Consider the following 14,139-nt stretch of genomic DNA (forward strand, 5'->3'; position numbering starts at 1 on the left):
CTGTGAGCACCGATGGACCGCAGCCGACCGAGTACGTCGTCGCGCGCTTGCGTCCTCACGCCCGCGTCCTGTTCTGGCCGTCCCTCGCCCTCGTCGGCATCTGCGCGGCGACCGGGTACTTCGGTGGTCGCTTCGACGTGGACTGGCAGAACTACGTCGTGCTGGGGGCGGCCGTGGCCCTGATCGTGCTGCTCTGGCTGATCCCCGTCCTGTCCTGGCTCGGCAAGCGCTACGTCGTCACCTCGCGGCGCCTCGTCGTCCGCAGGGGGCTGTTCGTCCGCACCCGCCAAGAACTGCTGCACAGCCGCGGCTACGACCTGACGGTGCGCAAGAACTCGATCCAGAGCGCGTTCCGCAGCGGCGACGTCCTCATCAACACCGGTCTCGACCGCCCACTCGTCCTCTGGGACGTCCCGACGGCCGATCTCGTCCAATCGACCCTGCACGATCTGATGGAGTCGAATCTCAACAGCGTGGCGCAGCGTCGCCAGCACGAGCAGTCCGTCGGACACGCCGACACCACCTCATGGGGCGACGACCGGGTCGTCTGACCCGGCGCGCGTGATATAGGATATTACAATGCGAATCTCTGTCATCGGTTGCGGTTACCTCGGAGCCGTGCACGCCGCGTGCATGGCCGACCTCGGGCACGAGGTGGTCGGCATCGACGTCGATCCGCGCAAGATCGCGATGCTCTCGTCGGGTCACGCGCCGTTCTTCGAACCCGGTCTGCCCGAGGCGCTCCGTCGGGCCCTCGACTCGGGGCGACTGCGGTTCTCGACCGATCCGGCCGACGCCGCGGGGTCGCAGGTGCACTTCGTCGCCGTGGGCACCCCCCAGACCGCGGGCAGCGACGCGGCCGACCTGACCTACGTCGACGCGGCGGTCCAGGGTCTGCTGCCCCACCTCGCCGACGGCGACCTCGTGGTGGGCAAGTCCACCGTGCCGGTCGGCACCGCGGGTCGACTCGCCGACCTGGTCCGCGCCTCCTCCGGGGCCGACCTCGCCTGGAACCCCGAGTTCCTGCGCGAGGGATTCGCCGTGGCCGACACCGTCGCGCCCGACCGTTTCGTCTACGGCGTGCCGTCCGGCGACGCCGGCGACAAGGCGACGGCCGTCCTCGACGAGGTCTACGCGACCGCGCTCGCCACGGGTACGCCCCGCCTCGTGACCGGCTACGCGACGGCCGAACTGGTGAAGGTCTCGGCCAACGCGTTCCTCGCCACGAAGATCTCGTTCATCAACGCGATGGCCGAGATCGCCGAGGCGACCGGCGCCGACGTGACGCAGCTCGCCGACGCCATCGGGCACGACGCCCGCATCGGTCGGCGGTTCCTCAACGCCGGCCTGGGCTTCGGCGGCGGCTGCCTGCCGAAAGACATCAGGGCCTTCCGGGCTCGCTCGCGCGAGTTGGGCCTCGAATCCCTCGACTTCCTCGCCGACGTCGACGCCGTCAACCTGCGCCGCCGTGATCGTGTCGTCGACCTCGCGGGCGAGATGCTCGGCGAGGTGCGCGGGGCGCGTGTCGCCGTGCTGGGTGTGGCGTTCAAGCCCGACAGCGACGACGTCCGTGACTCGCCCGCACTGGACGTCGCGCGCCGACTGCGCGCCGCCGGAGCCGACGTGGTGGTGCACGACCCCGAGGCCAACGAGACCGCCTCTCGACTGGCGCCCGACCTCACCTACGTCGACGACGTCCCGACGGCCCTCCGTGACGCCGACCTCGTGCTCGTCCTCACCGAGTGGAAGCAGTTCAAGGCGCTCCGTCCGGCCGACGTCGCCGAGCTGGTCTCCGAGCGGCGGATCATCGACGCCCGCAACGTGTTCGACCCCGCCGAGTGGCGCGAGGCGGGCTTCGAGTTCCGGGCGCTGGGGCGGCCGTAGGCGGACGACCCGCCGACGCGGACGCCGGGTGGCCGGGGCGCGCCTCCTTCGGCACGTCCGGGTCGATCGAGCGAGCGTCACCGATACGATGACCGCATGACGAACCGGGCTCTCATCACCGTGCTCACCGCCGGGGTCCTCGCCCTCACCCTCTCCGCGTGCACGAGCGGCGACGACGATCCGTCGCCGACGGTGTCGAGCTTCAGCCCGACGTCGACCGCGTCGCCCCCGGCGCCCGACACGGGGGCCGGGGCGACCGCCCCCACCACCCCCATGGCCCCCACCGAGTCGGCCGACGACCCTGTCGGCACCGTCGAGACCCCGGTCCCCGTCCCGGCCGACCAAGCCGACGGCTGGACCGACACCCGTGCCTACGACGCCTGCCGGAACGAGGCCGCGAGGTCGCAGGGTGCGGATTACACCTGGAACGACCGCTCGTCGCAGATCCTCGTCCAGGGCTCCGGGGGGCGCACGATCGACGTCGCCGGGCTCTACACCGGCGGCGACGTCGGTGTCGCCAACGTCACCTACCGGTGCGCAGTCGGTGGTACTCCCGACTCGCCGCAGCTGAGCGGGACGGTCGTCCGATGACGGCTCTTCGCGTCGGCGTGGTCGGTGGTGGCCAGCTCGCCCGCATGATGATCCCGCCCGCCGTCCACCTCGGCATCGAGATCAGCGTCCTCGCCGAGGCCGAGGGCAGTTCGGCCCGGTTGGCCGCGACCCGGGTGGGCGACTACCACGACGTCGACGTCGTCCTCGACTTCGCCCGCACGGTCGACGTGGTCACCTTCGACCACGAGCACGTTCCCCAGCACGTCCTCGCCGCCCTCGTCGACGCAGGCGTGCGCGTGCACCCCGGGCCGTCCGCGCTGGCCGTCGCGCAGGACAAGATCGTGATGCGTCAGAAGCTCTCCGAGCTCGGTCTGCCCGTTCCCGACTGGGCCGCCGTCCGTGACACCGCCGAGCTCGAGGCCTTCCTGGCCGATCACGGTGGTCGCGCGGTCGTCAAGACGGCGCGTGGGGGCTACGACGGCAAGGGCGTGCGGGTGGTCTCGGCGGCCCACGACGCCGACGACTGGTTCGGTGCCCTGGCCGAGGACGGCAACGGAGGCGCGCTCCTCGTCGAAGAGCTCGTCTCGTTCCGGCGCGAACTGTCGCAGCTCGTGGCCCGGCGGCCGAGCGGCGACATCGTCCCCTGGCCCCTCGTCGAGACCGTCCAACGGGACGGGGTGTGCTCCGAGGTCTTCGCCCCGGCGCCGTCGAGCGCCGGTCGTCTGGCGGACGCGGCCGACGAGATCGCCCGGACGGTCGCCGAACGCCTCGGCGTCACCGGTGTCCTCGCCGTCGAGCTCTTCGAGACGACCGACGAGCGCCTGCTGATCAACGAACTCGCGATGCGGCCCCACAACACCGGGCACTGGACGATCGACGGCTCCACGACGAGCCAGTTCGAGCAGCACCTCCGGGCCGTGCTCGACCTGCCCCTCGGCGACACGGACTGCCACCGTCCCTGGAGCGTCATGCTGAACGTGCTCGGCGGGCCGGCGACGGGGTCGATGGCCGACCGCCTCCCCGCTCTCATGGCCGACCAGCCGGCGGTCAAGGTGCACGACTACGGCAAGGACCCCCGGCCGGGTCGCAAGGTCGGGCACGTCACGGTGGTCGGTGACGACCTCGACGAGGCCGTCTTCCGGGCGCGCGCCGCTGTCGAGTTCTTCAGCGACTGACAGCTATCCTCTAGTCCGTGTCCGACCCGAAGAGCACCGACGTGCGCCCGAACGACCCCGCCGTACCCGCGAAGGTCGCCATCGTCATGGGCTCCGACAGCGACTGGCCCACCATGCAGGGTGCGTCGACCATCCTGTCCGAGCTGGGCATCCCGCACGAGGTCGAGGTCGTCTCGGCCCACCGGACGCCCGACAAGATGATCGCCTTCGGTCGCGAGGCCGCCGGTCGCGGGCTGTCGGTCGTCATCGCCGGGGCCGGGGGAGCGGCGCATCTGCCCGGCATGATCGCGTCGGTCACGACCCTCCCCGTGGTCGGTGTGCCGGTCGCCCTGGCGAAGCTCGACGGCCTGGACTCGTTGCTCTCGATCGTGCAGATGCCGGCCGGCATCCCCGTCGCCACGGTCTCGATCGGCGGCGCCGTCAACGCCGGTCTGCTCGCGGCCCGCATCATCGGAGCGCACGACCCGGTGATCGCCGAGCGGTTGGCCCGCCACGCCGAGTCCCTCGCCGAGCTGGTCGAACAGAAGAACGCCGACCTGCGTCGATCGCTGTGAGCACCTCGCTGCCCGTCCGTCACCCGGACGTCACCTCCGAGCCCTTCATGACGAAGCGTGCCTGGGTGCTCGTCCTGCTCAACGTGATCGTGCCGGGGTCGGCCCAGGTGCTCGCCGGTAGCCGGCGACTCGGCCGGTGGGGCCTCGCCTCCACCCTCGTCTTCTGGGCGGTCGCGGTCGTCGTCATCGTCCTGGCGTTCACCTTCCGCTCGCCACTGATCGAGATCGCGACCAACGTCGTCGCCCTGACCGTGGTCCAGATCTTCCTCGCCTACTACGCGGTGCTGTGGGTGGTGTTGACGGTCGACACGCTGCGGCTGGCCCGGATCGTCCGGGCGGCCCCCTCGGCCCGGGGTCTCCTCGCCGGAGCCCTGGTGCTTCTGATGGTGGTGACCGTCGGGCCCGCCGCCTACGGGGCCTACCTCGCCGGCGTGCAGCACGGTCTGCTCAACAGTCTGTTCACCTCGCGTGCCGACGCCGCGCCTCCTGTCGACGGTCGCTACAACATCATGTTGCTCGGCGGCGACGCCGGTGCCGACCGCACGGGGCTGCGCCCCGACAGCATCTCGGTGGCGAGCATCGACGCCGAGACCGGCGCGACCACGATCGTGGGCATCCCGCGCAACCTCTACGACGCTCCCTTCGTCGTGGGATCACCCCTGTACGGCGACTATCCCGACGGCTACGACTGCGGCGACGACTGTCTCGTGAGCTTCCTGTACACCTACGGCGAAGAGCACCCCGACCTCTACCCGGACGCCGAGTCGAAGGGCAGCAACCCCGGGGTCGAGGCCATGCGTGACGCCGTCGAGGGCATCACGGGCCTGACGGTGCAGTACTACGCCCTGATCGACATGCAGGGATTCGTCGACCTCATCGACGCCCTCGGTGGCATCCAGGCGGACGTGCAGCAGCGCATCCCGATCAACGGGGGGGTCGACCGTAACGGGCAACCGATCAACGTCGACGGCTGGATCGAGCCCGGCGAGCAGAAGCTCGACGGCTACCACGCCCTCTGGTACGCGAGGGCCCGGCACGGCACCAGCGACTACGACCGCATGGCTCGCCAACGCGAGGTGCAGCAGGCGTTGCTCTCGCAGTTCCAGCCGGCGACGGTGTTGTCGAAGTTCCAGGCCGTCGCGGCGGCCGGCGTGCAGACCGTCGACACCGACATCCCGCAGGGGGCCCTGGCCGCCTTCGTCGATCTGGCCGCGAAGGCCAAGTCGCAGCAGATCACGAGCCTCGAGCTCGTTCCGCCGACCTACGACAACGTCTACCCCGACTACGACGCGATGCGGGCCGCCGTGGCCCAGGCCACGACGTCGGCCACCGCGCCCTGACGACCGGCCACGGGCTCCGTGGCGCGGTCCGCCGACGGCGGTGTCCGCCGGCAGGACGAGGGGGCACGGCTCGGTTCTCCGGCGACGTCACGTCGCCGAAGGGTGCGACCGGTGACTCAGAGGTCGGCGTGCAGCTGCCAGACCTTGTCGGCCGAATCCCGCCAGCTGAAGGCCCGCGCACGGTCGATGCCGGCGATGCCGAGCCGTGTCGACAGCTCGACGTCGGTGACGACCTGGAACATGGCCTGGGCAAGGCGTTCGGGATAGCCGGCGGCGTCGTCACGAGCGACGCTGACGGCCGCGTCGGCAGCGACCTCGAGGAGGGCCGGGGCGTCCGACACGATGGTCGGCGTGCCCAGGCTGAAGGCCTCGACGACGGGAAGGCCGAAGCCCTCGGCGAGACTGGGGAACACGAAGACCGACGCCCGCTGCAGCAGCACCGCCAGCTGTTCGTCCGACACGAAGCCCATGGTGCGGACCTTGTCGGCGGGCAGGCCGGCGGCGGCCACCAGATCGGACACCTTGATGTCTCCCCACCCCTCGGGCCCGACGATCAGCAAGGGCAGGTCGGGGGCGTCCGGGTGTGCGAGAGCCCGGATGAGCGGCTCGAGTCCCTTGCGCGGCTCGAGCGTGCCGACGCTGAGCGCGTACCGCTCGGGCAGGTCGAGGGAGTCGGCGACCTCGTCGGCGTCCGCGGGCACGGCGAGCTTCGGGCTCACGGCCCCGCCGATGACGCGGAGGCGGTCACCGAAGGGGAAGAGGTCGGCGAGTTCGCGGGCCACGCTGTGGGTCGGCACCACCACGCCGTCGGCGTGCCTGAAGGCGCGCTTGGTCATGGCCTTGTGCCAGCGGACACCGCGAGGGGTGAGGGTCTCGGGGTGGGTCCACGGGACGGTGTCATGGATGGTGACCACGGTCTGCGTACCCGGGTCGAGTGCTCGGTCGTGGCGGTAGAGCGGGGCGAAGAGGCTGGTCGCGTGGACCATGCCACGGCCGGGCAGTCCGAGGACGCCGCCTTGCCACGCCAGGGCGAGCTCGCGACGACCGAGGGGCGACTTGGCGACACGTGACAGGCCCGGCAGCGCGTCCGTCAGGCGGTCGTAGTCGGACTGCGGGTGCGCCGCCACGACCCCCTCGACCTCGCACCCCCGCGGAGCGGTCTCGACGAGGGCGCGGGTCAGTTCTTCGGTGTACCGCCCGATGCCCCCGGGGATGGGAGCGAGGATCTGGTCAACGACTACTCGCAGCGTGGTCATCGCTCTGCAACACTCCCCTGCTCGCGGCCTCGGCCAGCGCTTCTCTCCACGGACGCATGGGCACCAATCCGGCTCGCCCCCACGCGTCGTGGCCGAGGACGCTGTAGCTCGGTCGAGGCGCAGGGCGCACGAACGACGAGCTGTCGGTCGGCTCGACCCTAGCAGCGTCGAGTCCGGCCTCCTCGAAGACGGCCTGGGCGAACTCGAACCAGCTCGCGCTGCCCGAGTTCGTGCCGTGGTACACACCCGCCGGGGCGTCGGAGTCGAGGAGCGCGACGATCTGCGTCGCGAGGTCGGCCGTCCAGGTCGGCTGGCCGAGTTGGTCGTCGACCACCTTCACCGTGTCGTGCGAGGCGGCGAGCTTGACCATGGTCTTCGCGAAATTGCCCCCGTGCGCTCCGTAGAGCCAGGCCGTGCGCACGACGTAGGTGCCCGCCGGGTTCGCCGCCAGGGCCAGCCGCTCGCCTTCAGCCTTGGTGCGGCCGTAGGCGCTCACCGGGGCGATGGGGGCGTCCTCGGGGTAGGGCTCGGTGGCGTCGCCGTCGAAGACGTAGTCGGTCGATACCTGGACGAGCTTCGCCCCGACGGAGGCGGTGGCTTCGGCCAGCAGACCGGCTGCGGTCCCGTTCACGGCCAGTGCGGCCTCTTCGTCGGACTCGGCCGCGTCGACGGCGGTGTACGCGGCCGCGTTGATGACGACGTCGTGTCCCTGGACGGCGGCGAGAACGGCGTCCCGGTCGGTCACGTCGAGGTCGGCACGGCCGAGCACCGTGACGTCACGCCCGAAGAGCGCTTCGAGCAGGTCGGTCCCGAGCATGCCCCGGGCCCCGGTGACCAGGTACTTGGTGTTCTGGGGGGTGGTCATCAGAGGGCGGCGCGCTCTTTGAGGGGCTGCCACCATTCGCGGTTGTCGCGGTACCACTGCACCACGTCGGCGAGGCCCTCCTCGAAGGGGACCTGGGGCTCGTAGCCGAGTTCGTCACGGATCTTCGAGATGTCGACGGAGTACCGCAGGTCGTGGCCGAGGCGGTCCTGGACGCGGTCGACGTACGACCAGTCCTTGCCGGTGGCCTCGAGGAGCATCTCGGTGAGCTCTTTGTTGGTGAGTTCGGTGCCGCCGCCGATGTTGTAGATCTCGCCCGCCCGCCCGTCGACGAGGACCATGGCGATGCCGCGGGTGTGGTCGTCGACGTGCAGCCAGTCACGGATGTTGTCACCCTCGCCGTAGAGGGGGACGTGCACGTCGTCGATCAGGTTGGTGACGAAGAGCGGGATGACCTTCTCGGGGAAATGGTACGGGCCGTAGTTGTTGCTGCAGCGGGTGATCGACACGTTCAGGCCGTGGGTGCGGTGGTAGCTGCGGGCGAGCAGGTCGCTGCCGGCCTTGGAGGCCGAGTAGGGCGAGTTCGGCTCGAGCGGGCGGTCCTCGGCCCACGAGCCCTCGGCGATCGAGCCGTAGACCTCGTCGGTCGAGACGTGCACGAAACGCTTCAGGTCGTTGCGGAGGGCGGCGTCGAGCAGCTGCTGGGTGCCGAGCACGTTGGTCTCGACGAAGATCGACGCGTCGCGGACCGAGCGGTCGACGTGCGACTCCGCAGCGAAGTGGACGACGGCGTCGACCTCGGGGAAGAGCGTGTCGAGCAGGGCGCCGTCACGGATGTCGCCCTTGACGAACGTGTAACGGGGGGAGCCGGCGACGCTCGCCAGGTTGGCCTCGTTGCCCGAGTAGGTCAGCGCGTCGAGGACGACGACCTCGGCCCCTTCGAGGCCCGGGTAGGCGTCTTCGAGCGTGCGGCGGACGAAGTTGGAGCCGATGAAGCCGGCTCCGCCGGTGACGAGGATTTTCACAGTGTTCCCTTGGGGTCGATCGCAGGCGGTCGGTCAATCGTAGCGGAGGGCACCTCCGGCCTCCGCTGGCCCGAGACGTGCCCGTGTCCGCTCGGAGACGTGCGGAACCGGGTGGGCCGGTAGGATGCCCGGGTGCAGATCCGCGAACTGAAGATCCCAGACAGCTACGAGATCACGCCGAAGCAGTTCGGTGACGACCGGGGGGTGTTCCTCGAGTGGTACCGCTTCGACAAGCTCGCCGAGGTCGTGGGGCATTCCATCGACCTGCGACAGGCGAACACGTCGGTCTCCAAGCGGGGCGTCGTCCGCGGCATCCACTTCGCCGACGTGCCTCTCGGCCAGGCCAAGTACGTCACGGCGACGCACGGGGCCGTGCTCGACTACGTGATCGACATCCGTGTGGGGTCGCCGACCTACGGCCAGTGGGACACCGTCCTCCTCGACGACACCGACCGTCGTGCCATCTACATCGCCGAGGGGCTGGGGCACGCGTTCGTCGCCCTCACGGACGACGCGACCGTGAGTTATCTCGTCACCGACACCTTCAACGCCGAGCGTGAGCACGGCATCGACCCCCTGGACGGCGAGATCGGTCTCGTCTTCCCGGCCGAGGCGGGCGAGCCGCTCCTCTCGCCGAAGGACACCGAGGCCCCCTCGCTCGCCGAGGCGGCGTCGGCAGGGCTCCTCCCCACGTGGGACGACATGCGGACGTACTACGCGTCCCTCGACGGAAAGGCGGTCTGACGTGAAGGGCATCATCCTCGCCGGGGGTTCGGGCACGCGCCTGTGGCCCATCACCAAGGGCATCTCGAAGCAGCTCATGCCGATCTACGACAAGCCGATGGTCTACTACCCCTTGTCGACGTTGATGATGGCGGGCATCCGCGAGGTCCTGGTCATCACGACCCCCGAGTACAACGACCAGTTCCGCGCCCTGCTCGGCGACGGCTCACAACTCGGCATGAGCATCGCGTACGCCGTCCAGCCGTCACCGGACGGTCTCGCCCAGGCTTTCATCATCGGTGAGGACTTCATCGGCGACGACTCGGTCGCGCTCGTCCTCGGAGACAACATCTTCCACGGCGTGGGGCTCGGGTCGAACCTCAAGAAGAACGCCGACGTCGAGGGCGCGACCATCTTCGCGTACCACGTCTCGGACCCCAAGGCCTACGGCGTGGTCGAGTTCGACGAAGCCTTCAGGGCGGTCTCCATCGAAGAGAAGCCCGCGGTGCCCAAGAGCAACTACGCCGTCCCGGGGCTCTACTTCTATGACAACCGCATCGTCGAGATCGCCAAGACCATCGAGCCCAGCCCTCGCGGCGAGCTCGAGATCTCGACCGTCAACGAGCGCTACCTCGAAGCCGGCGACCTGCAGGTCCAGGTGCTCGATCGTGGCACCGCCTGGCTCGACACCGGCACGTTCGAGTCGATGATGCAGGCGTCCGAGTACGTCCGTGTCATCGAGGACCGCCAAGGGCACAAGATCGGCTGCATCGAAGAGATCGCCTGGCGCAACGGCTGGATCGACGACGAGCACCTGGCCGCCTTGGCGGCACCGCTCGCCAAGAGTGGCTACGGCGTCTACCTCAAGGCGTTGCTCCAGGCCTGAGTCCGTTCCCCCCTGACGTCGGCACCGCTGCGGTGCGTCAGATGTCGCGGATGCGACCACGTCTCCAGCTCGCCCGGACACGGGGTGGGCCCCAGAGGGATGCACGTCCCTGCCGTCGTTGCTCGTGGAAGAACTCGTCCTTGAGGGGCTTCAAGCCGTGGTATTGGTTGAGCTCTTCGGACACGAGTTCGATGTGTGTCGAGGCCTTGACGACCCGCCAGGACTTCTGGTGTGCCACGAACGACATCCATTGGTCCTCGAGGAACGCGAAGCGTCGCGGTAGCCGGGCGAAGAACCGGTCGTCCGTCACGAGCTCGGAGTCATAGACCGTTCCGCCTGTTCCCGCGTGATCGGCGGCTGTGCCGGGTTCGATCTCGGCTCGACGCCAGTACGAACCGTGCTGGCTGAAGGCCCACCACGCCACGATCGATCGGGGCCCGTAATCGGCCAGGAGCTCGTCGATGAAGTCGACCGACACGTCCTGGTCGTCGTCCAACATGACGATCGGACCCCGATAGCCGCCGTTCACGGCCAGGCGTGCGGCCACGAATCGCGCGAGCCCACCGATGTTGACCGGGCTGTCGTACAGATCGATGCTCGCGAGGCTGTCACCCGCACCGTCTCGCGCCACGGCACGGTACGTGTCGGCGTCCTCCGGGTTGTTGTTCCAGAACAGGAGGCGGATCGGACGGGTCGTCGCCTGCGCACGAAGCATCCGAGCCACCTCGGCGGCGCGGTCCGGCCTGTTCCAGAGGCAGACCACGACAGGAATCGCATCGTCGTCGGGCCTGGCCCACTCGGCCGTGCCGACGACCCCGATGCCCTCGGTGAGGAATCGACCGACGACGCGCTGCCACGCACGTTCTCGAGGGATGGCCTTGACCCGGCGGGCGCCGGCGAGTGAACGGTCGTACACCCCCTCGAGCCGCAGGCCCCGGACGATCCGACGCACGGAGGCCCGGGCCGGTCCGAACGCGGGGGAACGGCTGGTCACGCTCGCGGCCGCAGTCGACTCGCGACGGCATCGGTGAGACGGACGACCTTCCGGGCCTTCGTGGCGTCCAGGGTGGACTGCAGACGACGTATCTCGGCCGTGAGGTCTGTCTGATGGGCGAGGAGGGCCGCCTCCCGTGCCTCGGCCTCGGTCGTGACCCGGTCGATCTCGGCGCGCATCCTGTCGAGTTCGGCCGTGTTCTCCGCCTGCTGGCGTCCGAACGACGCGAGTTCACGGGCACGCTCGACGCCGAACTCGACGTCGGGCTCGCCGATTGAGATCCCGTGGGTCGCGAAGAACTGGGGCAGGGTCCGGTCGAGCGTGAACGGGCCGTCGTCGAGTTCGTCCCGAACGGGGTGACGAGCCGCGTAGAACGGCAGCAGCACACCCTTCTTGAGCCGCGCGTAGTCACGCATGCCGTGGTGGTTGGGACTCGGACGGAGGTGCGGGCTGGCCTCGTAGCCGGCGCCGGCCATCTCGACCTTGTGCTCGAACTGCCGCCAGGACCGCCACGGGAGGTGCAGGACCTCGAGGGCCAGCTCCGGCGGCGGCGCACCGTGGCTGGCGATGCTCACGAGGTGGTTGCCCTGGACGACCGTGACGTCCGGGGCCCCGACGTGCACGGCATTCGTCGTCGGTTGCGCCAGCACCCCCACCGTGCGGAGTTCGTCGTTCGTCCGTTCGTCGCGCCAGACGAGTCGTTCGAAACCGGCACCCGACTCGGCCACGGGGCCGATGAGGTTGACGACGCGCACGCCGAACGACCCGAGTCCGGGGTCGATGAGCGAGAAGACGTCCTTCAGCGACCGGGAACGATCGACGGGCACGACGAATTCGTCGGCGTCGGCGTTCACGACCCAGTCGGCCCCGTGTTCGGCGGCTGCCTCACGAGCCATCCGCGTGACGACCTCGCCCTGTTGCTTCTCGTGCCGGGGGTCGTGATGCAGCACGACCGAGCCGGCGGCCTCGTACGCCTCGAGGATCTCCGTCGTCCCGTCCGTCGAGGCGTTGTCGGTCACGATGATGACGTCCACGCCCTGGGCCAGGTGGTACTCGACCCATTGGGTGATGACGTCCGCCTCGTCGCGGACCATGGCGGTCACGGCCAGTTTCATGCTGTCTCCTCGGGCGTGGGACGGTTCGGGTCGTCCGACATCATCTCTGAACAAGGGCGCGGAGGCTCAACCCGACGCGAAGGGCGAGCCGCAGTGGCCAGAGCCACCAGGCCGAGTACTTCCGCGAGAGGAACCGATAAGCGCTGCGGTGGTGCTCACGGCGCATCGCGACCGACTCGTTCCGCGTGGAGTGGGCGCCGACGTGCGTGACGTCGGCTCGCGGCTGGTACACGTTGCGGAGCCCGGCCCTGCCGAGTCGCCAGCCGAGGTCGACGTCCTCGAAGTACATGAAGAACGAGGTGTCGAAACCCCCGAGTCGGTCGAAGGCGTCGCGTCGGACGAGTAGACACGCGCCCGAGAGCCACCCGACGGTCTGGTCGCCCTGGTCGGGGCCCGGACCGTGGTACCGACGGGTCCAGGGATTGCCGGGCCAGACGTCCGCGAAGACGGCATGGCCGAGACCGGTGCGGAGGGAGGGCAGGGAGCGGGCCGAGGGATAGGACTCGCCGGTGGGCTCCCAGATCGCGGGTCCGACCGCGCCGATTCGCGGGTCGGCCTCTGCCGTCGCCACGAGGACGTCGAGGGCCCCCGGGGTCAACACCACGTCGGGGTTGGAGACGAGCACGTACCGGACGCTGGGCGGCAGACCGTCCACGGCGACGTTCACCGCGCCTCCGTAACCTGCGTTTCGTCCGACCTCGACGAAGCGCGCACCGGCGCGTTCGGTGGTGAGCCGAGCCGCGTCGGGATCGGCGGATGCGTTGTCGGCGACGACCGTCAGGACGACGTCCGGGTGCGCGGTCGCCGCGGGCACGGAGGCGAGGAACTCGCCGAGGAACCGACCCGAGTTGTAGCTGACCGTGACGACCGCGACGGTCGGCGCTGAAGGGAGGCTGGGGTCGTTAGGCATGGTTTCTCTGAGGGTCGATGGCGTCTCGTGTCCGCCGGGACGACGCCTGGCCGGAGTGACGACTCGGGGCACCAGTCTGGCACGCGGACGCGAGCCGACCGACTACGACGACCAGGACCGGAACGCGTCGGTCAGGCGGTCGTCGCGGACGAGCTCGTCGAGCAGGGGACGGGGAGACGCGTAGGCCCGCGTGACGAGTTCGACTGCGTCGGGGTCGTAGCCCTGTCGCTGCATGCCCACGACGTTGGCGCCGTGCAGGCTCGCCGGGGACCCGTACGCCTTCGCGAACGGTGGCACGTCGCGGGTCACGACGGAGGACATCCCCACCATCGCGCCCCGGCCGATGCGACGCCCCTGGTGGACGGTGGTGGCCATGCCGAGGTTCGCGTCGGGCTCGACCTGGACGTGGCCGGCGAGCAGCACGCTGGAGGCCAGCGTCGCTCGCGACCCCACGTGACAGTCGTGGGCCACGTACGACTGGTTCATGATGAAGGCGTCGTCGTCCACCTGCGTCACGGATTTCCAGCCGTGATGCACCTGGGCCCCCTCCCGCAGGACGACCCGATCGCCGATGACGACGCCTCCGCCCGCGGGGTCGTCGTCCGTCCGCGGGTGCGTCCAGGAGCGCACCTCGGGAGGAGCGCCGATCACGACCCCGGCACCGAGCCAGCTGTCGTCACCGATCCGGACGGGGCCCGTGAGGACCACGAAGGGACCGATCGTCGTCCGCGAGCCGATCGTCACGTCGCCGCGGATCACGGCGGTGGGGTGTATGTCGCTCACGGAGTCCTGTCGGTTTCACGGTCGGAGACGGAATCGAGGGGCGGCTCGTCGTCTGCGAACAGACTAAGTCCAAGCTATGTTGGACGGCGGTGTGCACGCACGACCACCCTTACACGTCT

At 69.8% G+C, this 14,139-nt stretch carries 15 protein-coding genes; 8 read left to right on the top strand and 7 right to left on the bottom strand.

The genetic code is table 11. The features are described from left to right. The first annotated feature begins 2 nt into the window (after positions 1 to 2). The 6 genes from EDF50_RS07410 (at position 3) to EDF50_RS07435 (ending at position 5,505) form a co-directional block, all read left to right on the top strand. Positions 3 to 551: a PH domain-containing protein gene (locus tag EDF50_RS07410; RefSeq protein ID WP_233570403.1), complete on the top strand. Its 549-nt coding sequence runs from the start codon at positions 3 to 5 to the stop codon at positions 549 to 551. A 28-nt stretch (positions 552 to 579) separates the two neighbouring features. Then, positions 580 to 1,884 carry a UDP-glucose/GDP-mannose dehydrogenase family protein gene (locus EDF50_RS07415; protein ID WP_123518888.1) on the top strand — a complete coding sequence of 435 codons (1,305 nt, stop codon included), beginning with the start codon at positions 580 to 582 and terminating at the stop codon, positions 1,882 to 1,884. Between the two features lie 96 nt (positions 1,885 to 1,980). After that, positions 1,981 to 2,475: a hypothetical protein gene (locus tag EDF50_RS07420; protein ID WP_123518889.1), complete on the top strand. Its 495-nt coding sequence runs from the start codon at positions 1,981 to 1,983 to the stop codon at positions 2,473 to 2,475. Next, positions 2,472 to 3,611, top strand: a complete 1,140-nt coding sequence (locus EDF50_RS07425) for a 5-(carboxyamino)imidazole ribonucleotide synthase (protein ID WP_123518890.1) — start codon at positions 2,472 to 2,474, stop codon at positions 3,609 to 3,611. The genes EDF50_RS07420 and EDF50_RS07425 overlap by 4 nt, the downstream gene beginning before the upstream one ends. 17 nt (positions 3,612 to 3,628) lie before the next feature. Beyond that, positions 3,629 to 4,165, top strand: coding sequence for a 5-(carboxyamino)imidazole ribonucleotide mutase (gene purE / locus EDF50_RS07430; RefSeq protein WP_255410052.1), 537 nt, complete (start codon positions 3,629 to 3,631; stop codon positions 4,163 to 4,165). Beyond that, positions 4,162 to 5,505, top strand: a complete 1,344-nt coding sequence (locus EDF50_RS07435; RefSeq protein WP_123518891.1) for an LCP family protein — start codon at positions 4,162 to 4,164, stop codon at positions 5,503 to 5,505. The genes purE and EDF50_RS07435 overlap by 4 nt, the downstream gene beginning before the upstream one ends. Before the next feature lie 116 nt (positions 5,506 to 5,621). On the opposite strand, the gene EDF50_RS07440 is transcribed toward EDF50_RS07435, so the two are convergent. The 3 genes from EDF50_RS07440 to rfbB are packed head-to-tail and all read right to left on the bottom strand — an operon-like array spanning position 5,622 to position 8,609. After that, positions 5,622 to 6,761, bottom strand: coding sequence for a glycosyltransferase family 1 protein (locus EDF50_RS07440; protein WP_123518892.1), 1,140 nt, complete (start codon positions 6,759 to 6,761; stop codon positions 5,622 to 5,624). Further along, the gene (gene rfbD, locus EDF50_RS07445) at positions 6,736 to 7,626 is read right to left on the bottom strand and encodes a dTDP-4-dehydrorhamnose reductase (RefSeq protein WP_123518893.1); all 891 of its coding nucleotides are present in this window, start codon (positions 7,624 to 7,626) and stop codon (positions 6,736 to 6,738) included. Before rfbD ends, EDF50_RS07440 begins: the two co-directional genes overlap by 26 nt. Then, positions 7,626 to 8,609 (bottom strand): dTDP-glucose 4,6-dehydratase, encoded by a 984-nt coding sequence (gene rfbB, locus EDF50_RS07450; RefSeq protein ID WP_123518894.1) that lies wholly within the window; start codon positions 8,607 to 8,609, stop codon positions 7,626 to 7,628. Before rfbB ends, rfbD begins: the two co-directional genes overlap by 1 nt. Before the next feature lie 132 nt (positions 8,610 to 8,741). On the opposite strand from rfbB, the gene EDF50_RS07455 reads away from it, so the two are divergent. Both EDF50_RS07455 and rfbA read left to right on the top strand, forming a co-directional pair. Continuing rightward, complete coding sequence (locus EDF50_RS07455) at positions 8,742 to 9,353, top strand: dTDP-4-dehydrorhamnose 3,5-epimerase family protein (protein ID WP_123518895.1); 612 nt, start codon at positions 8,742 to 8,744, stop codon at positions 9,351 to 9,353. Position 9,354: 1 nt separating this feature from the next. Then, positions 9,355 to 10,218 (top strand): glucose-1-phosphate thymidylyltransferase RfbA, encoded by an 864-nt coding sequence (gene rfbA / locus EDF50_RS07460; protein WP_123518896.1) that lies wholly within the window; start codon positions 9,355 to 9,357, stop codon positions 10,216 to 10,218. A 37-nt stretch (positions 10,219 to 10,255) separates the two neighbouring features. On the opposite strand, the gene EDF50_RS07465 is transcribed toward rfbA, so the two are convergent. The 4 genes from EDF50_RS07465 to EDF50_RS17020 form a co-directional block, all read right to left on the bottom strand. After that, entirely contained in the window at positions 10,256 to 11,212 is a 957-nt protein-coding gene (locus tag EDF50_RS07465) for a glycosyltransferase family 2 protein (protein WP_123518897.1), read from the bottom strand. Then, positions 11,209 to 12,327, bottom strand: a complete 1,119-nt coding sequence (locus tag EDF50_RS07470; RefSeq protein ID WP_123518898.1) for a glycosyltransferase family 2 protein — start codon at positions 12,325 to 12,327, stop codon at positions 11,209 to 11,211. The genes EDF50_RS07465 and EDF50_RS07470 overlap by 4 nt, the downstream gene beginning before the upstream one ends. A gap of 40 nt (positions 12,328 to 12,367) precedes the next feature. Further along, entirely contained in the window at positions 12,368 to 13,237 is an 870-nt protein-coding gene (locus EDF50_RS07475; protein WP_123518899.1) for a glycosyltransferase family 2 protein, read from the bottom strand. 102 nt (positions 13,238 to 13,339) lie between these two features. Continuing rightward, positions 13,340 to 14,020 carry a DapH/DapD/GlmU-related protein gene (locus tag EDF50_RS17020; RefSeq protein ID WP_123518900.1) on the bottom strand — a complete coding sequence of 227 codons (681 nt, stop codon included), beginning with the start codon at positions 14,018 to 14,020 and terminating at the stop codon, positions 13,340 to 13,342. Positions 14,021 to 14,139 lie beyond the last annotated feature (119 nt).

It is taken from the genome of Frigoribacterium sp. PhB24 (assembly GCF_003755185.1).
GTDB lineage: Bacteria > Actinomycetota > Actinomycetes > Actinomycetales > Microbacteriaceae > Frigoribacterium.